The organism is Nonomuraea sp. NPDC003754 (assembly GCF_053605785.1).
This window is the reverse complement of sequence record NZ_JBSGJX010000008.1, coordinates 166527-190355: the sequence shown is the minus strand read 5'-3', so window position 1 is coordinate 190355 and position 23829 is coordinate 166527. Positions and strand designations below refer to the sequence as shown.

27 protein-coding genes are annotated in these 23829 nt (G+C 71.5%); 13 read left to right on the top strand and 14 right to left on the bottom strand.

From position 1 onward, the window contains the following. Positions 1–33: 33 nt before the first annotated feature. The gene (locus tag ACWEVS_RS13260; protein WP_354918764.1) at positions 34–513 is read right to left on the bottom strand and encodes a MarR family winged helix-turn-helix transcriptional regulator; all 480 of its coding nucleotides are present in this window, start codon (positions 511–513) and stop codon (positions 34–36) included. 76 nt (positions 514–589) lie between these two features. On the opposite strand from ACWEVS_RS13260, the gene ACWEVS_RS13255 reads away from it, so the two are divergent. Further along, positions 590–757, top strand: a complete 168-nt coding sequence (locus tag ACWEVS_RS13255; RefSeq protein ID WP_452551577.1) for a hypothetical protein — start codon at positions 590–592, stop codon at positions 755–757. Between the two features lie 43 nt (positions 758–800). Here ACWEVS_RS13255 and ACWEVS_RS13250 read toward each other — a convergent pair whose 3' ends face one another. From ACWEVS_RS13250 to ACWEVS_RS13230, 5 genes are all read right to left on the bottom strand, one after another. Then, entirely contained in the window at positions 801–2003 is a 1203-nt protein-coding gene (locus ACWEVS_RS13250; protein WP_449922828.1) for a hypothetical protein, read from the bottom strand. Positions 2004–2144: 141 nt separating this feature from the next. Further along, positions 2145–2915 (bottom strand): hypothetical protein, encoded by a 771-nt coding sequence (locus ACWEVS_RS13245; protein WP_452551574.1) that lies wholly within the window; start codon positions 2913–2915, stop codon positions 2145–2147. 126 nt (positions 2916–3041) lie between these two features. Further along, complete coding sequence (locus ACWEVS_RS13240) at positions 3042–3992, bottom strand: VOC family protein (protein WP_452551572.1); 951 nt, start codon at positions 3990–3992, stop codon at positions 3042–3044. Next, on the bottom strand, positions 3989–4702 hold the full coding sequence (locus ACWEVS_RS13235) for a TetR/AcrR family transcriptional regulator (RefSeq protein WP_452415413.1): 714 nt from the start codon (positions 4700–4702) through the stop codon (positions 3989–3991). Before ACWEVS_RS13235 ends, ACWEVS_RS13240 begins: the two co-directional genes overlap by 4 nt. 47 nt (positions 4703–4749) lie before the next feature. Next, a complete protein-coding gene (locus ACWEVS_RS13230; protein ID WP_452551571.1) occupies positions 4750–5838 on the bottom strand; it encodes a TetR/AcrR family transcriptional regulator in 1089 nt (362 codons plus the stop codon). A gap of 74 nt (positions 5839–5912) precedes the next feature. On the opposite strand from ACWEVS_RS13230, the gene ACWEVS_RS13225 reads away from it, so the two are divergent. From ACWEVS_RS13225 to ACWEVS_RS13210, 4 genes are all read left to right on the top strand, one after another. Further along, on the top strand, positions 5913–6185 hold the full coding sequence (locus tag ACWEVS_RS13225; RefSeq protein ID WP_452415416.1) for a cytochrome P450: 273 nt from the start codon (positions 5913–5915) through the stop codon (positions 6183–6185). A gap of 165 nt (positions 6186–6350) precedes the next feature. Further along, complete coding sequence (locus tag ACWEVS_RS13220; protein ID WP_449922839.1) at positions 6351–7733, top strand: cytochrome ubiquinol oxidase subunit I; 1383 nt, start codon at positions 6351–6353, stop codon at positions 7731–7733. Positions 7734–7741: 8 nt separating this feature from the next. Next, positions 7742–8713, top strand: coding sequence for a cytochrome d ubiquinol oxidase subunit II (gene cydB / locus ACWEVS_RS13215; RefSeq protein ID WP_452551569.1), 972 nt, complete (start codon positions 7742–7744; stop codon positions 8711–8713). A gap of 261 nt (positions 8714–8974) precedes the next feature. After that, entirely contained in the window at positions 8975–9514 is a 540-nt protein-coding gene (locus ACWEVS_RS13210) for a hypothetical protein (protein ID WP_449922841.1), read from the top strand. Positions 9515–9697: 183 nt separating this feature from the next. Here ACWEVS_RS13210 and ACWEVS_RS13205 read toward each other — a convergent pair whose 3' ends face one another. The 3 genes from ACWEVS_RS13205 to ACWEVS_RS13195 all read right to left on the bottom strand — a co-directional run bounded on the left by ACWEVS_RS13205 (position 9698) and on the right by ACWEVS_RS13195 (position 13137). Then, positions 9698–10675, bottom strand: a complete 978-nt coding sequence (locus tag ACWEVS_RS13205) for an aldo/keto reductase (protein WP_452551566.1) — start codon at positions 10673–10675, stop codon at positions 9698–9700. Between the two features lie 114 nt (positions 10676–10789). Then, positions 10790–11827, bottom strand: a complete 1038-nt coding sequence (locus ACWEVS_RS13200; protein ID WP_452551564.1) for a zinc-dependent alcohol dehydrogenase family protein — start codon at positions 11825–11827, stop codon at positions 10790–10792. 428 nt (positions 11828–12255) lie between these two features. Further along, a complete protein-coding gene (locus ACWEVS_RS13195; RefSeq protein WP_452551672.1) occupies positions 12256–13137 on the bottom strand; it encodes a helix-turn-helix transcriptional regulator in 882 nt (293 codons plus the stop codon). A 483-nt stretch (positions 13138–13620) separates the two neighbouring features. On the opposite strand from ACWEVS_RS13195, the gene ACWEVS_RS13190 reads away from it, so the two are divergent. The 8 genes from ACWEVS_RS13190 (at position 13621) to ACWEVS_RS13155 (ending at position 18857) form a co-directional block, all read left to right on the top strand. Next, a complete protein-coding gene (locus ACWEVS_RS13190; RefSeq protein WP_452415426.1) occupies positions 13621–14361 on the top strand; it encodes a TetR/AcrR family transcriptional regulator C-terminal domain-containing protein in 741 nt (246 codons plus the stop codon). A gap of 3 nt (positions 14362–14364) precedes the next feature. Further along, on the top strand, positions 14365–14976 hold the full coding sequence (locus ACWEVS_RS13185) for a GNAT family N-acetyltransferase (RefSeq protein WP_452415428.1): 612 nt from the start codon (positions 14365–14367) through the stop codon (positions 14974–14976). Positions 14977–15365: 389 nt separating this feature from the next. After that, the gene (locus tag ACWEVS_RS13180; RefSeq protein WP_452551562.1) at positions 15366–15893 is read left to right on the top strand and encodes an FAD-binding protein; all 528 of its coding nucleotides are present in this window, start codon (positions 15366–15368) and stop codon (positions 15891–15893) included. Further along, complete coding sequence (locus ACWEVS_RS13175) at positions 15860–16744, top strand: DUF4158 domain-containing protein (RefSeq protein ID WP_452551561.1); 885 nt, start codon at positions 15860–15862, stop codon at positions 16742–16744. Before ACWEVS_RS13180 ends, ACWEVS_RS13175 begins: the two co-directional genes overlap by 34 nt. Further along, positions 16701–17540: a hypothetical protein gene (locus ACWEVS_RS13170; protein WP_452551559.1), complete on the top strand. Its 840-nt coding sequence runs from the start codon at positions 16701–16703 to the stop codon at positions 17538–17540. Before ACWEVS_RS13175 ends, ACWEVS_RS13170 begins: the two co-directional genes overlap by 44 nt. Next, positions 17537–17779 (top strand): hypothetical protein, encoded by a 243-nt coding sequence (locus ACWEVS_RS13165; RefSeq protein WP_452551557.1) that lies wholly within the window; start codon positions 17537–17539, stop codon positions 17777–17779. The genes ACWEVS_RS13170 and ACWEVS_RS13165 overlap by 4 nt, the downstream gene beginning before the upstream one ends. After that, a complete protein-coding gene (locus ACWEVS_RS13160; RefSeq protein WP_452551555.1) occupies positions 17737–18618 on the top strand; it encodes a Tn3 family transposase in 882 nt (293 codons plus the stop codon). Before ACWEVS_RS13165 ends, ACWEVS_RS13160 begins: the two co-directional genes overlap by 43 nt. Then, entirely contained in the window at positions 18567–18857 is a 291-nt protein-coding gene (locus tag ACWEVS_RS13155; protein WP_452551553.1) for a Tn3 family transposase, read from the top strand. The genes ACWEVS_RS13160 and ACWEVS_RS13155 overlap by 52 nt, the downstream gene beginning before the upstream one ends. 72 nt (positions 18858–18929) lie before the next feature. Here ACWEVS_RS13155 and ACWEVS_RS13150 read toward each other — a convergent pair whose 3' ends face one another. Genes ACWEVS_RS13150 through ACWEVS_RS13130 form a run of 5 tightly spaced genes read right to left on the bottom strand, consistent with a single transcriptional unit; the run spans position 18930 to position 23773 of the window. Next, positions 18930–19397 carry an NUDIX hydrolase gene (locus tag ACWEVS_RS13150; protein WP_452551551.1) on the bottom strand — a complete coding sequence of 156 codons (468 nt, stop codon included), beginning with the start codon at positions 19395–19397 and terminating at the stop codon, positions 18930–18932. An 18-nt stretch (positions 19398–19415) separates the two neighbouring features. Further along, positions 19416–21035 (bottom strand): carbamoyltransferase family protein, encoded by a 1620-nt coding sequence (locus ACWEVS_RS13145; protein WP_452551549.1) that lies wholly within the window; start codon positions 21033–21035, stop codon positions 19416–19418. After that, positions 21035–21904 (bottom strand): hypothetical protein, encoded by an 870-nt coding sequence (locus ACWEVS_RS13140; protein ID WP_452551548.1) that lies wholly within the window; start codon positions 21902–21904, stop codon positions 21035–21037. The genes ACWEVS_RS13145 and ACWEVS_RS13140 overlap by 1 nt, the downstream gene beginning before the upstream one ends. After that, the gene (locus ACWEVS_RS13135; protein ID WP_452551546.1) at positions 21891–22946 is read right to left on the bottom strand and encodes a Gfo/Idh/MocA family protein; all 1056 of its coding nucleotides are present in this window, start codon (positions 22944–22946) and stop codon (positions 21891–21893) included. The genes ACWEVS_RS13140 and ACWEVS_RS13135 overlap by 14 nt, the downstream gene beginning before the upstream one ends. Next, positions 22943–23773: a sugar phosphate isomerase/epimerase family protein gene (locus tag ACWEVS_RS13130; protein ID WP_452551544.1), complete on the bottom strand. Its 831-nt coding sequence runs from the start codon at positions 23771–23773 to the stop codon at positions 22943–22945. Before ACWEVS_RS13130 ends, ACWEVS_RS13135 begins: the two co-directional genes overlap by 4 nt. Between the last annotated feature and the right edge of the window lie 56 nt (positions 23774–23829).

The window sequence follows — 23829 nt, the reverse complement described above, 5'->3', positions numbered from 1 at the left end:
GTCGAGAGCCTAGACGGGAGCGCCGACATTTCCTCAGGCGCTCTGGCGGCCGGTTCCTCCTGCGGGACGCGGCTCGCCGCCCTGGAAGGCCGCGCGGACGGCATCGCCGACCTGACGGCGGATCGGGTCCCCGCCCGGGCCGAACAGCCGGTCGTCGACCTGGGCCACCGCCTCCTGGGCCGTCTGGAGCAGGCGTGAGCCGTCCGGCGTGACCTCGATGGCCGACGCGGACCCGGCGCGGGCGGTGTTGTCGCGCACCAGCCCGGCACCCGCCAGCACCTTCACGGCGGCGTGGACGCTCTGCACCGTCGTCCCGGACATCCGCGCCAGGTCGCTGAACGACACGCCGGGCATCATGGCGATGTGAGCCAGCAGCCCGAGCCTGCTGACGGTGAGGTCGAGCGGGGCCAGGACGGCGTTGAGCTCGGTCTCGATCTGCCGTGCCAGCGTCAGCAGCACGATGGAGGGACTGCTGGTGGGGGGCGGAGCGGGGCGGCCGTTCTCGATGGTCACCCCACCAGTCTCTCGCACCCGGCGCCTTCGGCTCGCTACGGCCCGTACGACGGAGCAGCCGGTCGACGACATCGGTGTGTCCACGCCCGAGCAGGCTGCCGAGATCGCCGGCTTCGCCGACGGCGTGATCGTCGGCTCCGCGCTGGTCGAGGCCCTTCTCGAGGCCCCCGACCAGGATGCCGGGCTCGCGGCCCTCCGTGCCCTCACCGCCGAGCTCGCCCGGGGCGTCCGCGGGGAAGGCTAGCGGCGGTGCCGGGGCGCCCAGAGGACGGGCGCCCCGGTACCGCTCACACCAGGATGCGCCGGTGACCGGCCCGCTGGGGCGGGATGTGGACCTTGGCGAGCTCGCGCATGGCCCGCTGGGCGCCGGTCTGCCTGGCCAGGGCGCGGGCCCGACCGGCCAGTTCGGCCGACCGCTCCCGCTCGTGGGCCTCGGCGTACGCGTGGGCCATGCGAGCCAGGGCGAAGGCGGTGGCGAAGGTCGACACCGTCCGCGGCGGTTCCTTCTCCAGGATCTCGATCGCGCCGGTGGCCTGGCCGAGATCGACGAGGCAGCCGGCGCACAACGTGTTGTGCGCCTCTTGGGAGCAGTCGATCACGTACGGCGTGTCGTCGCCCGGCACCGCCAGCGACTCGGCCGACTCCTCCAGCCGGCGCCGGCACATGTCCAGGTCCCCGGCCAGCGCGTGCCCCTGCGCCTCGTGGTGCCGCGCCAGCGCGTCCACCCGCGGAGGGAGCGCGGCGCGTTCGCGGGCGGCGACGGCGATGGCGACCAGCTGGTCGGGATGATCGGTGGTGTCGGAGAGGCCGCCCCGCTGGGCGAGGGTGTAGGCCTCCAGCAGCACGTCGGCCGCCTCGTGGGCGTCGCTGATGGCCTCGTCCGACCACACCAGCGCCCCGTCCGGATCGCCGGCCTCGTGGTCCATGCGGCTGATCAGCTCCGCGTTCTCGGCGGCGAGCAGCAAGAACGCGCGTCTCGCCGATGAGCCGGCGTCGCGGCGGAACCCCTCGATGCCGGTGAAGACGCTCCGCAGGGCGTTGCCCAGGGCTGCGGGGCGGCGGTCGGCGCGGGTGTAGGCGCCCACCAGCGCCTTGAAGTACCGGACGGTTTCCTCGTCGGCCCGATCGGGCGTCTCGATCGCCCGGCCGGCGCGCTCTTCCTCCTCCGCCGCGAACATGCCCGGCAGCAGGGGGATGCCCGTGAGGTAGTGCCACAGCGTGGTGCCGGCCGCGTCCCCGACGAACAGCGTGGCCTCGTCCACGTCGAACGCGCGGCAGAGCAGTTCCGCGTACCGCTCGTCGGGCCGTCGCTCTCCTGCCTCCCAGCGCCGGAGTTCCTCGGTGAGCGCCTCCGGCGCGGGCAGCCGGTCGCGTGATTCCTCGTCCGCCACGTCGGCAAGCCGCCGGCTGAGTTCCCGGCGGTTCCAGAGCTGCCCCTCGCGCAGAACGCGCAGGCGGGCGGCCCAGATCGGAACGTCGATCTCAATCATTGGCGTATCCCTACCTTGGGGAGTTTTGTCCCATACTGCCGCTTTCCTGGGCCTCTCGTTAGACCGAACCGGTAGATCGTCTTGAGTTGGTGGACGGGAGCGCACGCCGTCTCGCCGCCGGAGGGAGTACGGCACCGTGCTTCAGAACGGGCGCGGCCCTGCCAGGAGCTCGCCGACCTGGACGACCGCGAACTCGACCTGGCTCTGACCCTCCTCCCAGTTGGCGATCAGCGTGCAGCCCTCGTCGGCGAGCAGGTCGCCGCCCGGCCGCTCGGTCCGCAGGTACATCAGCCCCTCCTCGCCGTCGGTGCAGAAGAAACTCAGGTGGGCGAACAGCTCGGGCGGCGTGAGGGCGGCCAGCGCCTCCTGCCACTCCTCGGCCGCCTCCGCCTCGAGAGGGAGGAGGCTTTCGGGGCCCGTGCCGAGCGCCGTGGCGACCCGCATCGCGTCGAAGAGCGTGCCGTCCGAGACCAGCCGCGGGTAGCAGACGGTCCAGGTGTCGCGCAGATCGGACGCGGCGAGGTCGTACCGCGCCAGCAGGGGAGCCAGGTCGCCGCCCAGGACGAGCCGGCCCGCGAAGCACGCCGCCGCGAGATCCGCCTCGAACTCCGGCGGCAGCCCGGCCTTGTCGAACTCGAAGACCGACCGGCTCGCGTCGAACTCCAGCAGCGGCTCGTCCAGGTCGAAGATCGGGCAGTCCCAGACGACCGGCTCGACGCCGCGCAGGGCAGCCGGGTTCACCCAGACGGCGTCCCGCGCGAAGCCGAGCTCGTTGATGAGGTTGCCGCCGAAGAACGTCGCATAGACGGCGTCGGCGTCGAAACTCGCCAGCGGACGGCCGAGCAGGATCTCAAAGGCGCCGGTCAGCTGGTCCAGCCACGGGCCCGACATGTTCGCGGAAGTGGAGTTCATGCCGGGACCGTATAGGCCGGGTCCGTCATTCCGGACCGGGTTCGTCGGAAGCGGGCGGAAGATCAACTTCCTGCCGCTGTTTTCTGCGCTCAGTCTCCTCGAAGCCCGGCCCGGGTGAGTGGAAGGTCAGCTCGCCTGGCGGAAGACGACGGCGACGCCGAGCGCGGCGGCGGCCGGGACGAAGATCTCGCCCCTGGCCGTCCTGCCGAGCGGCACTCCCCTGCCGTGCAGCAGCCGCTCGGTCGCGCCGAGGTCGCGGGTGGCCACCGTGTACGCCGCGAACCCCGGCAGGGCGGCAGGCCGCTCCCCCGGCAGCAGCTGTCCCAGAGCCGACGCGCCCACCAGCGTGATGTCGGCGTCGCGCAGGCCGAACACCCTGGCCCCGCCCTCGCCGCGCGCGGTGAGCCCGAGGTAACGCGCGTACCGTTCCTCGGCCTGCGGCAGCTCGGCGTCGGCCACGCACAGCACGCACTCGACCAGGCCCACCGCGCCGTTCGGGTGCGGTCCGTGGTCGGAGCCGCCGTTCTCGGCCAGCCCCACCCTGCCCTCGGCCACCAGCCCCGGCGTGGCTCCGTCGAGCTCCAGGAAGCGCACCGGCTCCATCCTGGTGCCGTGCTCGGTCTCGACCGGGCGCTGTACGGCGTGCACGCCGCCGTGCTCCACGCCCTGCTCCTCCAGCCGCACGGCCTCACGCCCGACGTCGTCGGTGTCGAACATGAGGATGTGCACGCCCTCGAACCGGTCGAGGCAGGCGGTGAGGTTCGCGGTGGTGTTGCGGATCGCCGCCACGATCCCGGGCAGCCGGTCGTCGGGAACGCGCAGCGGGATCGGCCGGGCGTCGTCCGGCATCGCGCCCGTGGCCGCGCTGCCCGCCAGCGTCACCAGCTCGACGAAGTCGCCGGGGAAGTAGGCGTGGGTGTTGGCCACGCCGAACGGCTCGGCGGGCGCGCCGGGCGCAGGGGGCAGGACGGGGTAGGCCGCCGGCGGGAGGGTGAAGCCGAGCGTGCCGTACCGCTCGACCGCCTGCCGCATGTCCCTGACGATGTGGCCGACGTGGTGCAGGCCCAGCACGGTCATGCGTCGCCTCCGTACGCCGCTTGCTCGAAGTCGCGGCCGAGCCGCTCGAAGATCCCGATCACCTTGTCCGCGGCCGGCGCGCAGTCGGCTCCGGTGGGCGTCCGCTCCGGGCCGAACGTCCTGTGCAGGGTGACGGCCAGCTGGTCGGCCTTGTCCTGCAGCCCGAGCGTGAGCTGCGGCGGCAGCAGCGGCTCAATCGCGAAGAATCCGTAGGCGATCGTGGGCAGCGCGTAGTCCAGGTCCTCCTGGCGCACGCCCTCGCGCAGCAGCCCGTGCTCGGCCAGCACGCCGAGGTAGTCGCGCGAGGCCAGCAGCTTGGCACCCTCCAGCGGCCCGCGCGCGGGGCTGTCGAGGAAGGCGCCCATGGTGTCGGCGTCCCTGGTGAAGATGGCCCGCAGCACCGGCCGCTCCATCGCCGTCACGAAGAACCTGCGCATGTACCGGTGCAGCGCGATCTCGGCGGCGTCGGCGCGCATCGCGGCCACCACTTCGGTGATCATCGCCACCGCCTCGCGCGCCCCGACGGCCAGGAACACCTGCTCGCGGGAGCGCCAGTGCAGGTAGACCGTGCCCTTGCCGACTCCGGCGCGTTTGGCGATCTCGTCGATCGTCACCCGGCGGTATCCCCAGCGCAGGAGCAGGTCCTTGGCGGCGTCGAGGATGCGGTCGGCGCGCGCCCGCCGTTCGGCGGCGCCCGGTGGTGCGGTCATGAGCCCTCCTTTATGACCAGTGACTCATGACCACATTAGCAAACTGGTCACAACAGCGTGGTCCGCGACGGGACCGTGGAGGCGACGGCATGGCAGGCGCCCCTGCCCTCCGCGCGCGCGACCACGCGTCCCGCCTCCACGCGGACGGCCACCTCGGTCCCGTCGCCGGCCCCCTGCACACCGGCCGCCGCGGCCGGCGCGCCCGACTCGTCGCAGACGACGCCCAGCGGCGGCTGGGCCGCGGCGGGAAACGCCTGGCGCAGGCAGCCGGTCACCTCGGCCACGGCCAGCCTCGCCAGGGGCAGGAGCTCCGCCGGATCGCCGGTCACCACCACGGCGGTGACCCGCGTGCCCGGCGGCGCCGCGCGCACCGCCTCCTCGGCGGCCTCGAGCCGGTGCAGGCCGAGCACCGCCACCACGCCGTCGTCGGCCAGCGGTACGGGCCGGCCCGTCACGGCGTCGAGCGCCGGCGGAGGCGCCCACGGCTCGTCGGCCGGTCGCGCCTCGGGAGCCCAGGCCAGGTGCGGTGGCGGCCATCGGTCGTCGAGGTCGAGGCCGGCCAGCCGCTCGCAGGCGGTGACGACGTTGAAGGGCTCCACGAAGCCGGGCGCGGCGGCGGCCAGCTGGCTCGCGCCGTGGAGGGTGGTCAGGACGGCCTCGGCCGCGCGCACCCGGCGCCGGCCCTCCCCCAGGTTCAGCCGTTCGAGCGCGAGCCCGAGCAGGATCGCGTCGAGCCGCATCAGCTGCGCGAACGCGGTCCTGGTCCGCTCGTCGGCGAGCACCTCCGGCAGCACGTCCATGCCGAGCCTGGCCTGGCCGCGCGGGTCGTCGGTGGCCAGGGGCAGCCGGGCGAGCCAGGCGCGCGCGAAGGCGCGCAGCGCCTCGCCTGCCGTACGGCCGGGCTCCTGGTACGGCGGGTCCGGTGGCCGCTCGGCCAGCTCGGCCATGACCGCGAAGTAGAGCGCGCGCTTGCCGGGGAAGTTGGAGTAGACCGCGCCGCGGGTCAGCTCGGCCCGCTCGGCGATGCCGTCGACCTTGGCGTCGCGGAAGCCGCGCTCGGCGAACTCCTCCCTGGCCGCGGCCAGCACCTTGGCGCGGTTGCGTTCCTGCGTCTCTGCCCTGCTGAGCCGGCCCATCGTCCTCCTCGTCGGCGGTTGCCGTCCTGGGAGATCCACGATAGTGCCGCCATCCGAATGGCATCATCATCTGAATGTTCAGAACATCCGCCAACCGGGACCCGCGCGTGTTCGCCGACCCCGACACGCTCGACGTCACCCGCGTCCCGGCGGCGCCCGGGCACCTCGGCTACGCTCACGGCCCCCACTTCTGCCTCGGGGCCGGGCTGGCGCGCGTCGAGGCCGAGGTCGCGCTCGGCGCGCTGCTGCGCCGCTTCCCCCGGCTGGCGCCGGCCCCCGGCGAGCACGGCGGGCGCCTGCCCGACCCCGGCACCTGGCGCCTGGCCGCGCTGCCGGTGACCGTCTGACCCGCGACGGCCCGTGGCGGCCGGGACACGGCACAGGGTGGCCGGCACACTCGCTCCGCCACCCCGCCCAGATGGCGCCTGATCAGGCGGAAAGGACCAAGGTCCCGGCGCGCAGGGTCGGCCGGCCCTACGCCCGCACCAGGCGCGACCTCGACGCTGTCAGGCATGGATGTCCTTGATCTGTCGCGATGGCAGTTCGGTATCACCACCGTCTACCACTTCCTGTTCGTCCCCCTGACCATCGGCCTGTCGATCCTCGTGGCCGGGTTGCAGACCGCCTGGCACCGCACGGGCAAGGAGAAGTACCTCAAGCTGACGAAGTTCTGGGGCAAGCTGTTCCTGATCAACTTCGCGATGGGGGTGGTCACCGGCATCGTGCAGGAGTTCCAGTTCGGGATGAACTGGAGTGACTACTCCCGCTTCGTCGGTGACGTGTTCGGCGCGCCGCTGGCCATGGAAGGGCTCATGGCCTTCTTCCTGGAATCAACCTTCCTCGGCCTGTGGATCTTCGGGTGGGACCGGCTGTCGCCACGGCTGCACCTGGCGACCATCTGGGTGGCCGCCATCGGTACGAACATCTCCGCCTACTTCATCCTGGCGGCCAACTCCTGGATGCAGCACCCGGTCGGCTACCGCATCAACAACGGCCGCGCCGAGCTGACCGACATCTGGGCGGTGCTGACCAACTCCACCACCCTGGTCACCTTCCCGCACGTCATCTTCGGCGCGTTCGTCACCGCCGGCGCCTTCGTCCTCGGCGTGAGCGCCTGGTTCCTGATGCGCGGGCGAGACGTCGACCTGTTCCGCACCTCCGCCAGGTTCGCCATGGTCGTCACCATGATCTCCTCGATCGGGGTGGCCTTCTCCGGCCACTGGCAGGCGCAGATCATGACCGAGCAGCAGCCGATGAAGATGGCGGCCGCCGAGGCGCTGTGGGAGGACGAGCGCGCCGCCGGCTTCTCGCTGTTCGCCGTGGGCGACGTGGAGAACGGCCGCAACCACATCAACATCCAGATTCCGTACGGCCTGAGCCTGCTGGCCACCGACACCCTCGACGGCGAGGTCGAGGGCATCAACGACATCCAGGCCCGCTACGAGCGGCAGTACGGCCCCGGCGACTACCGGCCGGTGGTGGGCATCGCGTACTGGACCTTCCGGCTGATGATCGGCTTCGGCGCGCTGTCGGCGCTGCTGGCGCTGGCCGGGTTGTGGCTGACGCGGCGCGGACGGCTGCCGGAGTCGCGCTGGTTCTACCGGGTCGCGCTCGCCGGGATCGCGCTGCCGTTCGCGGCCAACACGATGGGGTGGATCTTCACCGAGGTGGGCCGCCAGCCGTGGACGGTCTTCGGGATCATGCGCACCGCCGCCGCCGTCTCGCCCGGCGTGGACGTGGCCGAGGTGGCCATCACGCTGGTCGGCTTCACCCTGGCCTACGCCATCCTCGCGGTGATCGAGATCAGGCTGCTGCTCAAGTTCATCAGGATCGGCCCGCACGAGCAGCCCGCGCCCGAGTCCGACCCCGACGCCGTCCCCGCCCCGAGCTACTGAGGAACACCATGGAACTCACCACCGTCTGGTTCCTGCTCATCGCCGTGCTGTGGACCGGCTACTTCGTCTTGGAAGGCTTCGACTTCGGCGTCGGCATGCTCATGCCGGTGCTGGGACGGAGCGCGGCCGACCGCAGGACCATGGTCGCCACCATCGGACCGGTGTGGGACGGCAACGAGGTGTGGGTGCTGGTGGCCGGCGGCGCCACCTTCGCCGCCTTCCCCGAGTGGTACGCCACCCTGTTCAGCGGCTTCTACCTGCCGCTGTTCCTCATCCTGCTGGCGCTGATCGTGCGCGGCGTGGCGCTGGAGTACCGCAACAAGTCCACCTCGACCAAGGGCTGGGACCGCGCGTTCTTCTGGGGCTCCCTCGGCCCGGCCGTGCTGTGGGGCGTGGCGCTGGCCAACGTCGTGCGCGGCGTGCCGCTGGACGCCGACCACGAGTACACCGGCACCCTCCTCACGCTGCTCAACCCCTACGCCCTGCTCGGCGGCATCGCCACGGCGGCGCTGTTCGCCCTTCACGGGGCCACGTTCCTGGCCCTGCGGACGACCGGAGAGCTGCGGCAGCGGGCCACGCGGGTGACCCGGCTGCTCGGCCCGGTGGCCGCCGTCCTGGCGGGGCTGTTCCTGATCCTCACCGTGGACAACCCGCTGACCTGGATCGCCGTGGTGGTCGCGGCGGGCGGCCTGGTGACCGCGGTCGGCGCGACCCTGCGCGGCCGGGACGGCTGGGCCTTCACCGGCACCGCGCTCGCCATCGTCGCCCTGGTGGTCACGCTGTTCGGCAACCTGTTCCCCGACGTGATGCCCGCGCTGGACCCGGCCAACAGCCTGACCGTGACCAATGCCGCCTCCAGCCCCTACACCCTGACGGTGATGACGTGGGTCGCGGCCGTCTTCACCCCTGTCGTGCTGGCCTACCAGGCCTGGACGTACTGGGTCTTCCGCCGGCGCCTGACCGGAGCCGTCACCTCCTGACGCGTCTGGAGCAGCCGGCGCCGGTCCATCAGCGCCGCCGCGAGAGCCTGGCCGCCTGGCCCGGCTGACGTCTGGGCCGCCCCCACCCGGGGCGGCCCTGCGCGTTGCCGGGGCCTGGCGTTCCGGCTGGAGAGGAGCGGGGTGCGGCGGAAGTCCCGGACCGAACGGGCCGAAGGTCCTTCCGCAGCGAGTCCTTCCGGCACTGCCCGGCGGAGCGCGCAGGCGGTGTGCTGGAAGCACCCCAAAACAAGGAGTGCAGCGATGACCGCCATCCACGCACAGCGCATCACCGCCCCCGCCCCCGCGACGCCGAAGAAACGCCCGGTGGACTACGTGTGGGCCGTCGCCCGCATCGCGCTCGGCTGGGTGTTCCTGTGGGCGTTCCTGGACAAGACCTTCGGCTTCGGGTTCGCCACCCCCGCCGCCAAGGCCTGGATCAACGGCGGCAGCCCCACCACCGGCTTCCTGAAGGGCACGGGCGAGAACGCGCTCGGCGGGCTCTTCGCCGGCCTCGCCGGACAGGCCTGGGTCGACTGGCTCTTCATGGCCGGCCTGCTCGGCATCGGCCTGGCGCTCGTCCTGGGGATCGGCACCCGTGTCGCGGCGGCCGCCGGCGGCCTGATGCTGATGCTGATGTGGGCCGCGCAACTGCCGCTGGCCACCAACCCCTTCATGGACGACCACATCGTCTACACCATCGTGCTGATCGGCCTGGCCATGGCCGGCGCCGGCAACACCCTCGGCCTCGGCACGTGGTGGGGCGGCCTGGACATCGTCCGCCGCAATCCCTACCTGAAGTAGCGACCGCCGCGCCGTCGGGCCCGCCCCCGGAACCGGGGGCGGGCCCGCGCCGTCTGCTCCCCCGCCCGCAGATCGACCACCCGGCGGCCGTGGTGGCAGACCGTTGACGTTCTCGGATCCCCTCGAATCCCCCGGCCGCCGTGCCGTGGACCAGGCAGGCCATGCTGCCCGGCGTGGCGGTCGTCAGCGTTGGATCATCCGCATCTGCTCCTCGCTGTGGTCCGCGCCGGCGGCCGGGGGCAGGCTGTCGAGCCTGGCGAGCTGTTCGGCGGTCAGCTCGATGCCGTCGGCGGCGATGTTCTCCTCCACGCGCGAGACCCGCTTGGTGCCGGGGATCGGGGCGATGTGCTCGCCCTTGGCCAGCAGCCAGGCCAGCGCGACCTGCGCCGGGGTGGCCCCGGCCGCGGTCGCGACGGCCCGCACCTCGTCGGCGAGAGCGAGGTTGCGCCGGAAGTTCTCGCCCATGAAGCGCGGACTGGTCCTGCGCCAGTCGCCCTCGTCGAACTCCTCGGGCGAGCGGATCGCGCCGGTGAGGAAGCCGTGCCCGAGCGGCGAGTAGGGCACGAAGCCGATGCCCAGCTCGCGCACCACCGGCAGCACCCGCTCCTCGACGTCACGGGTCCACAGCGAGTACTCCGACTGCACCGCGGTGACGGGGTGGACGGCGTGGGCGCGGCGGATGGTCTCCGGCCCGGCCTCCGACAGGCCGATGTGGCGGATCTTGCCTTGCCGGACGAATTCGGCAAGGACACCGACGGTGTCCTCGATCGGGGTGTCCGGGTCGACGCGGTGCTGGTAGTACAGGTCGATGTGGTCCGTGCCCAGGCGCTTGAGCGAGCCGTCGACGGCGGTGCGGATGCTCGCCGGGCTGCTGTCGAGGCGGCCGGGGCCGCGGCCGGTGTGCGAGATCATGCCGAACTTGGTCGCCACGGCGACCTGGTCGCGACGGCCTTTCAGGGCCTTGCCGACGAGGTCCTCGTTGACGTACGGGCCGTAGACCTCGGCGGTGTCGAGAAAGGTGACGCCCAGCTCCAGCGCGCGGTGGATGGTGCGGATCGACTCGGCGTCGTCGCTGCCGGCGCCGGTGTAGCCGAAGGACATGCCCATCGTGCCCAGGCCGATGCGGGAGACGTCCAGGTCTCTCAGCGTGGTGTGTTTCATGATCGCCTCTCGGGACGAGTTCGATCGTCGCGGCTCGCGACGTGGGGTCGACGCCGCCGCCGATGATGTCGGCGCCGTAGGGCGGCACTCGCGGCGGCCATCGTGCTCCTTCGGTCAGGGCTGGATGAGGACCTTCAGCACGCTGCGGTCGTTCATCGCGCGGTAGCCGTCGGGCACCTGCTCCAGGCCGATGGTCCGGTCGAACACCCGGCCCGGCTCGACCGCGCCGCTCAGCACGTCGGGCAGCAGGTCCTCGATGTAGGCGCGCACCGGGGCGGGGCCGCCGGTCAGCGTGATGTTGGGGCCGAACAGGCTGCCGAACCCGATCGGCGCGTCCTCGTACTGCGGCACGCCGACGCGGCTGATGACACCGCCGGGACGGACGATGCCGAATGCCGTCTCGTAGGCGTTCATGTAGCCGACCGCCTCCAGCACCGCGTGGACGCCCTGGCCGCCGGTCAGCTCGCGCACCTTCTCGACGCCTTCGGCGCCGCGCTCGGGCACGACGTCGGTGGCGCCGAAGTCGATGCCGAGCTTGGTGCGCTCGCCGTGGCGGCCCATCAGGATGATCCGCTCGGCGCCGAGCCGCCGGGCCGACAGCACCGCCATCAGCCCGACCGCGCCGTCCCCGATGACCGCCACCGTGGTGCGCGGGGTGACGTGGGCCCGCTTGGCGGCGTGGTAGCCGGTGCCGTACACATCCGCCAGCGTCAGCAGCGACGGCAGCAGCTCGCTGTCCTCGCCGACGGGCAGCTTGACCAGGGTGCCCTGCGCCTGCGGGACGCGGATCGCCTCGGCCTGGCCGCCACCGACGCCGCCGGAAGCCCAGAAGCCGCCGTTGAGGCAGGAGGTGTGCAGGCCCTCGCGGCAGAAGGCGCACGTGTTGTCGGAGTAGGCGAACGGCGCCACCACCAGATCACCACGCCTGAGCCCGGACACTTCGGCGCCGAGATCCTCGACCACGCCGAGGAACTCGTGCCCCATCGGGGTGCCCTGCTCGGAGGCCGGCAGGTTGTGGTACGGGTGCAGGTCGCTGCCGCAGACGCATGAGCGCACGATGCGCACGAGCGCGTCGGTGGGCTGCTGGATCGCCGGATCGGGCGCGGTCTCCACGCGCACGTCACCGGCACCGTACAGGAAGGTAGCTCGCATCGGGGTTTCCGTCTCTTGTCTTCGTCGTCGGGCCTGCCCGGGGCCGGTCGTCCGGCCGCCCCAGGCCAGGTCCGTTACAGGTGAATCCGTGCCGCCGCAGAGATCGAGCGGCGGTCGCGGGTGTCGTCCGCCTGCACGGGCGGCGCCACCTTCAGACCGGGCTGCGCACCGGGACGCATCGGCACCGATCGGACCGGCAGCCAGGGGAACTCGTGGCCGATCCGGCCGATGTGCAGCCGGCGCGGCTTCGGGCTTCCCTGGTCAGCTCCATCAAACAGGCCCGCTATGACATGCGGCAGGGCCTGCTGTTACAGGTAATGGCAGAACCCCCCAGCCAGGGGTGACGGGCCCACTGCGCGGTGCGGGGATGGTTTCGCGCAGCGGATCGCGCGCTCGGGGGATGTGGAGTCAGAATGCCGGTGGTGTGGTCAGCTCTGGTCCGGGGCCGCCGGCTGTGCCTCGGCGAGGTCCTGGGTGGCCGCCCAGCTGGCGAGCATCTTCAGGCCGTCGGCGGCGGGGCTGCCCGGGGCGGCGGTGTAGACGTTGAGGGTCAGGCCGGGCTCGGACGGCAGCTCCATCGATTCGAAGTTCAGGTCGAGCTGCCCGACCACCGGGTGGCGCAGCCGCTTCTGGCCGCTGCGGTGGAACCGCACGTCGTGGGAGGCCCAACGCTGCCGGAAGACCTCGCTCCGCGTCGACAGCTCACCGACGAGCTCGATCAGCGCCCGGTCGTACGGGTTGCGGCCCACCTCCAGCCGGAGCATGGCGGCGGCGTCGTTGGCGATCCGGTCCCAGTCGACGAAGAACTCCCGCGCGGCCGGATCGAGATAGACGAACCGGGCGGTGTTCGCCGGGCGGCGCGGGTCGGCCAGGACGGGGGCGTAGAGGGCGCGGGCCAGGCGGTTCGTGGCGACGATGTCGTGGCGGCCGTTGCGCACCCAGGCCGGGGCGTCGGTGATGGCATCCAGCACCTGCTGGATCACCGGCCGCACCGTGGCCGGGGGCGTACGGCGGCGGCGAGAGCCTGGGCCGGCGGTCCGGGCGAGGGAGAACAGATGCTCACGCTCGGCCTCGTCCAGCTGCAGGGCGCGGGCCAGAGCGTCCAGCACGCTGTCGGAGGCGCCGGAGAGGTTCCCGCGCTCCATGCGGACGTAGTAGTCGATGGAGACGCCCGCGAGCATCGCGACCTCCTCCCGCCGCAGCCCCTGGACGCGACGGTTGCCGCCGTAGGCGGGCAGCCCCGCCTGCTCCGGAGTGATGCGCGCCCGGCGTGAGCTGAGAAACTCGCGGACCTCGGCGCGGTGGTCGATCTGGCCCATAACCCCAGGGTAGGCAGGGTGACGACGGTGAAGGAGGTAAGGCCAGTACCCCGAACGAGCGGCACTCCCAGGGACACCGCCTCCTCCTTGCCCAGGCGAGCCGGCAGGTCGGCAACGGCGCGGAACTTGGGGTGCCGTTAGGGATCGACGCACCAGGGGCGAGGTGGCTGAGGACGCGGGTCAGCTGAGGATTGCACGGCCTCCGGAGAGCTGACAGTGGTCGCCCTGGTCCGTAAGCGGGTTTCGCGGAAGCTCCACGGCCGGACGCCAGGGGGCCACTCGCCTCAAGGTGAAGACCGTGTAGGTGCGGGGAGTGCCTCGCACGCGACAGCGATGTGGTCGTTGGTGGAGCGGAACGCCGCGGTCTCGTGGGTCTCGTGGCGGGCAGGCGCTGCAGGACCTGCTGTTCGATCGGGGGACACCTTTCTCCGTACGCGATACAATGTACGTCGTACGGTATTGGAGAGGTGAGTGATGGAAGCAGAGCGGGAGTTGCCCACGGTGGTCGCGCGGATGTGGGGGCGGGAACCGGCGTCGCGCCGCGGTCCCCGCCCCGGTCTGACGCTCGGCCGGATCGCCGACGCCGCGATCGTGATCGCGGACGCGGAAGGCCTGGCCGGCGTGCGGATGAGCAGCGTGGCCGCCCGGCTGGGCGTGTCCACGATGGCGCTGTACGGCTACGTCGAGAGCAAGGACGACCTGCTCGCCGCGATGGTGGACACGGCGGCCCCGGATCCGCCCGAGCCGGGCGACCTCTCCTGGCGCGCGTACCTGGCCGCGTGGACCCGCGCCCACCGTGACTTCCTGGCGAGCCACCCGTGGCTGCTGGGGGTCGCGCCGCTCACCCCGCCCGTCGGCCCGCGCGCCCTGCGCTGGCTGGACCGGTCGCTGACGGTGCTGACCGGTGCCGGGCTGGCGGCGGCGGAGGCCGTCAACATCACCACCACCCTGTCGGCCTACGCCGTCAGCGCCGCCACGCTCGCCGTCGCCATGAGCGGGACGGTCGACGAGGCGGGACCCGAGGGCCCGGCCGGCTACGCCGCGATGCTCTCCCAGCTGGTCGACGCCGACGGGTATCCGGGGCTGGCGGCGGCGCTGGAGTCCGGCGCGTTCGGCGCCGCGCCTGAGTGGGTCGAGGACGCCGACTTCGTCTTCGGCCTCACTCTGCTCCTCGACGGCGTCGAGGCGCTCATCACCCGGCGGAAGGAAGGCTGAACCATGATCGAGGTCAAGCGGGCCGCGGACCTGGGCGAGAGTTACCGCAAGGCGATCACGAGGATCTTCGTTGACGGCTTCGGTCCAGATCTGTCGTATTTCTCCAAGGATCCGGAGAAGCTCACCGACGCCCTGGCGCACATGCTGGTGCTCGACCTGTTCTACGTCGGGCTGGTCGACGGGGAGCCGGCGGGCATCGTCGCGTGCACCGACGGGCGGCAGCGGGCGGTCCGGCACGACCGGCGGGAGCTGCGCAGGCATTTAGGTTGGTTGAAGGGGACGATCGCCGACATCTCGTTCAAGCGGGAATTCGAGAAGGCCCTGCCGTACGCCAGGGAGGGGATGGCCTCGCTGGAGTTCGTCGCGACCGGCCTGAACTTCCGCGGCCAGGGCGTGGCGACGGCCGTCATCCGTCACCTGCTCACCCTGCCGCAGTACGACGAGTACGTGCTCGACCCCGTCGCCGACAACAACCGCCCGGCCCTGCGCCTGTACGAGAAGTTGGGCTTCGCCGAGTTCAGGCGGGTCAGGACGCATCACGCGATGATCACCGGGATCGGGGCCTACGTGGGCATGCGTCTGGCCACGAGCGGGCCGAGGTCCCCCGCGGTCTGAGCGAGCGCGCGGATCGGGTCGCTCTCCTCAGGTCTCATCGATCAGCGCGTGCTCGGCCGGTCGTCTGGCGAACCGGTCGGGCGATCGTCGGTGCCGGCCGTACCGGGCCTGCGTGGGCGGGCACGGAGGTGGACGCGTTCACCCACGCGGTCGGACAGGCTGTGAGGACATCGGCGGGCGCGGGGCCGGGAGCGAGGGGGGTGGGGGTGCGGTGGCTCCCCGGCGCCGGCGCGGCTCCCGCAGCCGTGGCCCCACCCGGTGCAGGACAGCGTCGATCGCGTCCGGTGACTCCTTCGCCAGTGCGCCAGGTTCGCGCGTTTTGCCATTTCGTCATGCTTCTTTGCCGTACTTGCCGAGCGTCCTGCAAGGTCGGCGCGGAGGTGATGCTCATGTCGAGAGCACGTGATGCGCAGGTGACCGTGCAGGATGAGACGGACGTCGTCGTCATCGGCGGTGGTGCCGCCGGGTTGGCAGGGGCGGTGGCGTTGAGCCGGCTCCGCCGCCGGGTGGTCGTGGTCGATGCGGGCCGGCCGCGCAACGCGCCCGCCGCGGGGGTGCACAACTATCTGTCACGTGACGGCATCCGCCCGGCCGAACTCCTCGCCGCAGGGCGGCGCGAGCTGGCCGGCTACGGCGGTCAGGTGCTGGAGGCCACGGTCGTGGCGGCCCGGCGGCCGGACGCGGGCGAAGGTTTCGCCGTCGAACTGGCCGACGGGCGCGTGCTGCGGGCCCGCCGCCTGCTGGTGGGGGTCCCAGTAGTCCTGACGAAACTTTCGTCGAATATGCCCTTGACCTGCGGTGATGAGGGGTCAATATCGGGGTCGGAGATCGTTTCCGCTACGTTCTATTCCGGTTTGCCCGGTCGGGAGCGTGGGATGGTTCGGTGTCGGAGAAGATGTTCTCCAAGGAGCAGTTAAAGCAGTTGCGGTCGTTCCCGGATATCGGCCGCGATGAGTTGATCACGTACTTCACGTTGACGCCTGCGGATGTGTCATTCGTGAATCCGGGGCGGGGACGAGGCCCGGTCGATCGGCTCGGGATCGCCGTTCAACTCTCGACGTTGCCCTGGCTCGGGTTCGTGCCCGACGACGTGGCGTCGGCTCCGCCGGTGGCGGTGGCCCGGTTGGCCAAAGCGCTGGGTCTGGCTCCGGGGGCGTTGCGGGGCTACGGGCGGCGGGCCCATACCCGGTCCGACCACCTGGGCCAGGTCGCCAAGTACCTGGGCTGGAAGAACGCCTCCGCCGGCAGCCAGGAGATGAAAGAACTGGAACAGTTCCTCACCGACCGGGCCATGGAGCACGATTCGCCGACGTTGTTGTTCAACCTGGCGCGCGAGTATCTGATGTCGGCGAAGGTGATCCGGCCCGGGGCGATCACGTTGGCGAAGATGGTCGGCGCGGCCCGGGCGGCCGCCGGTGAGCTGACCTCGCACAAGGTGGCGCACCTGCTCACCACACAGGTCCGCTCGGACCTGGATCTGCTACTGAAGGTCGATGCCGGACTGGGGTGCACCCGGTTGGAATGGCTGACCAAACCCGCGACCGAGGCCTCGTCTACGGCGGTGAAGACCTCGATCGACAAGCTGGCGTGGCTGCGCGCCATGGACGCGCACCAGTTGGACGTGTCGGCGCTGCCGAACGAGCGGCGCCGGTTCCTGGCCCAGGTGGCGCGCCGGTCCCCCAATCAGGGGTTGGAGCGGCGCCGCGAGCGGCCGGTATCCGATCTTGCTGGCGTTCGTCGCCCAGGCCGCGATCGACCAGCTCGATGAGGTGGTGGCGCTGTTCGATCAGGCTGTTTCGGCGCGGGAGTCCCGGGCGAAGATCAAGACCGATGGGGCGTTGGTAGAGCGAGCCAAGACCGGCGAGGCCCGGCAGTTGCTACTACAGGTGATCTTGCCGGTGCTGGCCGACTCCGGGGTTCCGGACGTGCGGGTGGGCGGGTTGCTGCGGGAGCGGAGCGGCATGAGGAAGTTGCGGGAGGTGACCACGGGCGGGTGGAAGGCGCTGCCGAAGGATCACGGCCGCCTGTCGGAGATGGCCTCCTCCCACTCCTACCTGCGGCAGTTCACTCCGCTGGTGCTGGCGGCAATCGATTTTCATGGCGGGTCGGGCACGACCGAGCTGATGCGAGCCGTGGCGATCTTGACGGAGTTGAACCGGACCGGCGGCCGTAAGGTCCCCGATGGCGCGCCGACGGTCTTCGTGCCCACCCGGTACGCCGGCTACCTGGAGAAGACCCGCAAGGGAGGCGATGACACCGCCTTCGCCACTATTGGGAGCTGTGTGCTGCTGGGTCTACGTGATGGGTTGCGCAGCGGGGACGTGTTCGTGCCGGGCTCGCGCCGCTACGCCGACCCGGCCACCTACCTGTACACGCCCGAGCAGTGGGCGCCGCGCCGGGCCGAGTTCTGCCGCCTGGTGCGTAAACCGGCGAAGGCGGCGGACGCGCTGGAGCAGGGCAAGCAGGAGCTGCACACCGCCCTGGCAGAGCTGGAGACCACGCTGTCGGGCGCCTTGCCCGACGACAGCGGCACGGTCCGCCTGGAGACGACGATCACCTGGTGATTCCGCCGTTGTCGGCCGAGGACATCCCGGCCGAGGCCAAGGAGCTGAAAGACGAGCTGGCGGGCATGTTGCCGTTCGCGCCGATCGCCTCACTGCTCATCGAACTCGACGCGCGGACGAAGTTCCTGGACTGCTTCACCCACGCAGGGGGCAAGAAGCTGGCCAGCTCCCCGAGCTCAAGCGCAACATCCTCGCGGTGCTCATCAGCCAGGCCACAAACTTGGGGTTGGCCAAGATGAGCGAGGCTAGCGGCATCTCCTACGACACCCTGGCCTGGACGATGGAGTGGTACGTGCGCGAGGAGACGCTGCGCGAGGCCAACACCTGCGTCGTGGACCATCACTACGGGCTGGCCCTGGCCAAGGTGTTCGGCGGCGGCACCATGTCCTCCTCCGACGGGCAGCGCTTTCCGGTGCGCGGCAAGAGCTTGACCGGGCGGACCATGACCATCCACGGCGGGCAGGTGTTGTCCACCTACAGCACGAAAATCATCGTGCCGACGGCGCGGGAAGGCCATTTCGCGCTGGATGAGTTCCTCGGCAACGCCACCGATCTGCCGATCGTCGAACACGTGACCGATACGCACGGTGCCACGCTCATCAACTTCGCCCTCTTCGATTTGGTGGGCAAGGCATTGACGCCGCGGATGCGGGATCTGACCAGGGTCACCTTGGTGCGGGACAACGCCCCGACCGAGATCGGCAAGCTCTACCCGCACGCGGGGCCGCTGCTGGGCGCCCGGTGGAACGAGGCTCTGGTGGCCGAGTGCTGGCCGGATCTACTGCGGATGGCCGGGTCGCTGAAGTTCGGGCAGGCCACCGCGTCGTTGATCGTCGGCAAGTGGTCGGCGGCCTCCCGGCGGAACACCCTGGTCGCCGCGCTCAAGGAGTGGGGGATGCTGCGCCGTACCGTGCACACCGCGAAGTATTTGTCGGATCCGGCGTACCGGCGGAAGATCACCCGCCAGCTCAACAAGGGCGAGTCTCTGCATGCCCGCGCCGTGACCTGCACTACGCCCAGCAGGGCATGGTCACCAAGGCGCACCTGTCGCAGCAGACCGAGCAGGCGTGGTGTTTGACCGTGTTGACCAACTGTGTGGCGACCTGGACCACGGAATATTATTCTAAGGCGGTCCTCGACCTGCGCGCCCAGGGCCGCGACGTCCCCGACGAGGTGCTTGCTCATATTTCGCCCGGGCACAGCGACAACATCAATTTTTTCGGGGCGATCCACGTCGATGTGGAGGCGGAGCTGGCCAAGCTGAGTGATGGCTGGCGGCCGTTGCGCCCCGCCCAGCTGCGGGAGCTGGGTCTGTGAACACCTGGGCCGACCCGAGTTAGGCGTTGTCACCGTTTCGGGGGAACGGCGCGGGTCTGGACCCACAGCGAGTCACTGCAAGAGGATGGGCCGCTCGGGCACGCCTACGCTCAACAGTTCAGTTATGAGAGCATCGAGGCCGATCGGATAGATGGTCTCGCTCGTCGAGCGTAGATCATCGAGGCTCCACCAGCGGTGGGCCTGGATGGTGTCGGGCTGGGTGGCGCGGTCGGGGTCGAGATCGTCGGCGGTGATCTGCGCGAGGTAGTACCGCTCGACCTGGAGAACCTGCTTGCCGCCGACCTGATGTTCCTTGCTGCGCTCGGCGATCAGGGCGCCCAGTTGGACGTCGCCCTCCTTGATGCCGAGCTCTTCGCGCAGCTCGCGGTGCAGTGCGGTGGTGTGGTCCTCGCCGTTGTCGAGCGAGCCGCCCGGGGTGGCCCAGAAGTCGCCGTTCTCCGCGTAGCGCAGCAGTAGCACCCGCTGGTCGTCGTCCAGGGCGATGACGCGGGCGGCTGCGCGCAGCGGCGGGGTGCTCATGTTGCTCATTGTGGCAGTTCAGCCCCGCTCGATCAGGTAGTCCCCGATGCAGGCGGCATCCAGGTCGCACGCCTGGAAGGTGGCCAGGGCGTGGGCAGGGGTTTCCACGATGGGCTCGCGGTCGTTGAAGCTGGTGTTGAGCACGAGGGGTATGCCGGTGATCTGGTGAAAGTGTTCGATCACCGCGGCGAAGGCCGGGGAGTGGTCGGGCTCGACGCTCTGGACGCGGGCGGTCCCGTCGGTGTGTACGACGCCCGCGATCTTGCCTGCGGGTTCCGGGCGGACCGGCGGGGCCAGGAGCATGAACGGGGAGGGCACGTCGAGGTCGAACCAGTCGTGGGCGTGGGCGGCCAGGACGGCGGGGGCGAAGGGCCGGAAGGGTTCGCGGTGCTTGATGCGGTCGTTGAGCGCCTGTGAGCCGGCGGTGGTGCGCGGGTCGGCCAGGATGCTGCGGTGGCCGAGGGCGCGGGGGCCGAGTTCGCTGCCGCCGGTGAACCAGCCGACGATCTTTCCTTCGGCGATCATCTGGGCGGCGGCCCGGGCGATGTCGCTCTCGCGGCGCCACCGGTAGGGGGTGCGGCGGCGCTCGACGAGGCCGGACCGTGGGTCGCGTAGCAGGGCTTGTTCGATTTCGCTGCCGGTGTAGGGGCGTCCGAAGGAGTCTATGGCCAAGGGTCGGCGCGGCAGCTCGCCGATCAGCCGGTGCCAGCCGTACAGGGCGCAGCCGAGGGCTTGGCCGCGGTCGGAGGCGGCGGGCGGGGCGAAGTATCCGGTGACGGCCGGGAGGCGGCGGAGTTTGTCGGCGGCGACGCAGTTGAGGGCGACGCCGCCGGCGAAACACAGATTGCCCTGTCCGGTGGCGGCGATGGTCTGTTCGGCCAGCGCGCACAGGGCTTGTTCGGTCTGGGCTTGGAGGTAGGCGGCGGCGTTGATGCCGCGCGTGTCGCTGCCGAGGCTGTCTGGGGGGCCGAAGTTCCAGCCGGTGCGTGCGGCGAGTTCGGCCACGCCGGCGGCGTGGGTGCGTGTCAGGCGGCCGTGGACGGCCGCGTCGGTGACGTCGAACAGCGGGGCGGGGTAGGCGTGGGGGTTGCCGTAGGCGGCCAGCGCCATGACCTTGCCGGCTTCCTGCTCGTGCCAGCCCAGCCAGTTGGTGAAGGCTTCGTAGGTGGCGCCGATGCCGCCGGCGCGGGGACGGCCGGGCGGGTTGGAGCCCAGGCGGGTGATCTGTGTGGGGGTGGCCGCGTAGAAGGTCTCGGTGTCGTGGTTGTTGCCGCCTCCGTCGACCACCAGGACGGTGGCCTGTTCGAAGGGGCTGAGGCAGTAGGCGGTGTAGGCGTGGGCCAGGTGGTGGTCGACGGCGCGGATGCGGGCCGCCTCGACGCCCAGGCAGGACAGCCCCGTCTCGGCGGGCGTGGGCGGGTGGTGTCCGATGCCGGAGACCACGACCAGGCCGACGTCGTCGAGTCGGCGTCCGGCGGCCCGCAGGCAGTACAGCAGGGCGGCTTGCCAGCCGGGGCTGTAGCGGGTGCGGTTGAGGCGTTCCTCGCTGATCGCGATCATCGTGTTTTCGGTGATCAGGGCGGCGCCGCCGTCATGGCCGAGGTTGATGCCGACGACGCACGGGGTGCGGCCGCTCATCACGCTGCCCGCATGGGGTCATCTGCCAGCAAATCCCACAGCCTGGTCCGGCCGGAGGGGCCGCGGTGCAGGGCGCCGAGCTGGCACAGCTGGACGGTTGCGCCCCGGTGGTCGAGAGGTTCGGTGAAGGGATGCCCGAGCGCCTCCAGCCCGCCGAGCGCTTCGTAGGTGTCGGCGAAGTGCGCCGCCAGTTCGGGAGAGATGGCAGGCGCGGTGCTGGTGAGCAGCCGCTGGGCGCTGCCGGGCAGGCCGGCTTCGGACAGCAGCCCGGCGACCGCCGTCAGGACGGTATCCGGTGACGCGCCGTCGGTATCGATGATCAGCGGAGGGGAGGGGCACAGGGCGGGGGCGACGTCGGTGTAGAAGGTGCGCAGCCGCTGCAGGAGCCCTTCGTCGAACCACTGCTGCCAGCGGGGGCGTTCGGCGACGTTGCCGCGCCGGTTCAGGCTCTGCTCGGGGCTGACCAGCAAGATCGCGGTCAGGACGTGCTGGGGCAGGGCGGGGGCGATGCGCCGGGTGTAGAAGTCGACGGCGGTGCGGTAGGGCAGCGAGTCCTCCGCCCGGGTGGCCCAGCAGTAGGCCAGAGCGCCGAGGTGGTTGCGGTCGGAGATGAGCAGGTGGGTGTCCGGGTCGGCGGACAGGGTCTTCATCGCGCGGGCTTTGTCCAGTTCGTGCCGCAGGAACCACAGCGAGTGCCCGGCGGATGAGGGGTGTACGGGGCCGCGCAGTCCGGCCGCCAGGCGGGGGTTGGGTTCGGTGAACCACAGGCATGCGTCGCCCAAGGCGGGCAGCATCCGGGCGAGCAGGGATGTTTTGCCCGCCCCGGGCGGCCCGTCCAGGACGAGTATGGGGGCGTCAGCTCCGGGCATGGTCGGTGTCCTTCGTCTTGGTGCGGGTGGGGCAGGGTGTGGTCATGGTGGCCAGGCCGAGCGCGAGGTTTTCCACGCGGACGGCGAGGTCCGCGCTGGTCGGCAGGTCGGCCGAGTGCTGGCCGGAGAGCCGTCCGTCGATGGCCTTCCACATGGCGGCGAACGGATCGCCGAAGCCGGTGTGTTCACCGTCGGCGCTGGTGGTGACGCGGGTGGTGGCCGCCGTCTCGTAGGGGCGGGCGAAGTCCACGGTGGCGGCCTCGATGGCGTCGGCTAGGTGGATCTGTTCGCGGAAGACGCCTGCGGGGGTGGCGCCGATGATCAGCGTGAACAGTTGCCCGGCCGGGCCGCGCAGGGTGGCGTGCAGGGACTGCCCGGCAGGGTCCACGACGCAGGCGGCCGGCTGGACGCCAGCGGCGGCCAGGGTCAGGGCGGTCAGCAGGTGGTAGCCCTGCCACAGAAGGATCTGCAGCGCCGTCACCTGGTGACCTTCCAAGCCCGGCGGCACGTTCTGCGGCGGGTCGTCGGCGAAGGTGTAGGGGGCGAACCCGTCCGGCAGGATGCGCCGGCGGGCGGCCTCGTCGAGCCCGTCGGCCTTGACCAGCCACCCTTGCGACGGTTCGGGGACCGCAGCCAGAGCGGCGTGCAGGGCCGGGTCGTGGGCGCGCATCGCCCCGACTTCGAGCAGCAGCCCGGCTGTGCGCGCCTGCTCGACCAGGGCCCGGCTGCGGGCGGCGTCCAAGCCCACGGGCTTTTCCGTGAAGACATGGAGCCCGGCCGTCAGAGCCATGCTGATGAGGTCTTCGTGCACGCCGGTGAGGACCACCAGCATGTCGGCCCCCGCCAGTAGTTCGGGGACGCTCGCGGCCAGACGGGGCACGGCGAAGCGCTCGGCGGCGGCGCGGGCGCGAGCCGGATCGCGGTCGGTGAGGGCGACGACCTCGAACGCCGGGGTGGTGGTCAGGTGCGGAAGGTGCAGGCCGAATGCGGCGGCGCCGCAACCGGCGACGGCCAGCCGCCATGGCCGGTGCGTGCGGGTCATCGGGGCACCTGCGCGCTGCGCCAGCAGCCGGTGGCCGCCTGGTGGGAGCGGCGGGCGATCTCCTGCTCGGGCAGGGCCCGCAGGTCGGGGTTGAACAGCTCCACCGAGACCGCCCCGCTGTAGCCGACGCCGGCCAGGGCGCGGGCGAAGACTGGCCACGGCAGCGCCCCCTCGCCGGGGAACAGCCGTGCGGCGTCGCTCCACTCGGGCCCGCCCGCGGGGGTGTCGGCGATCTGCACGTGCCCGACCGCGCCGGTACCGAGCGCCGTGATGTGGCCGGGCTCGGCCCCGGCCGCCGCCCAGTGGAAGGAGTCGACCAGCGCCACCGCATTGCCGCGCCCGCCCTGAGCCAGGAGATCAGCCAGTTGCGGCAGCGTGTCGGCCACCGGGTGCGGGCCGTCCAGCTCGGGCGGCAGCCCGGCCTGGACGCTGACCGCTTCGACGGCCAGCCGCACCCCGTGCTCGGCGGCCGCGTCGGCGAGCACGCCGATACGGCAGGCGGCAACCTGCAGCGCCTCGGCCTGGGGAAGGTCTGAGCGCGGGTTCAGCACGGTGGTGGCGATCGGGCAGCCCAGTGCGGCGAACGCCGCGAGGCGTTCACCAAGCCCGGTCAGGCACGTCTGGTAGGCGTCCGGGCCGGTCAGGAGCGGGGCGGGCAGTACCGGCCCGGCGGGCAGGATGCCGCTCGCGGCCGCGACGTTCAACCGGTGTTCGGCCAGCAGGTCGCGCACCCGGTCCAGGCCGTGGGCCTGAGCCTGCTGGATCGACAGCTCGACCGCGCTGAATCCGGCGGCCGCCGCCAGGGCGAGAAACTGCGGGAGAGCCACGCCCGACAGCGTGGCCGGATTGAGGCAGGCAACGAACGGGACTGCCCCGCTTGCGG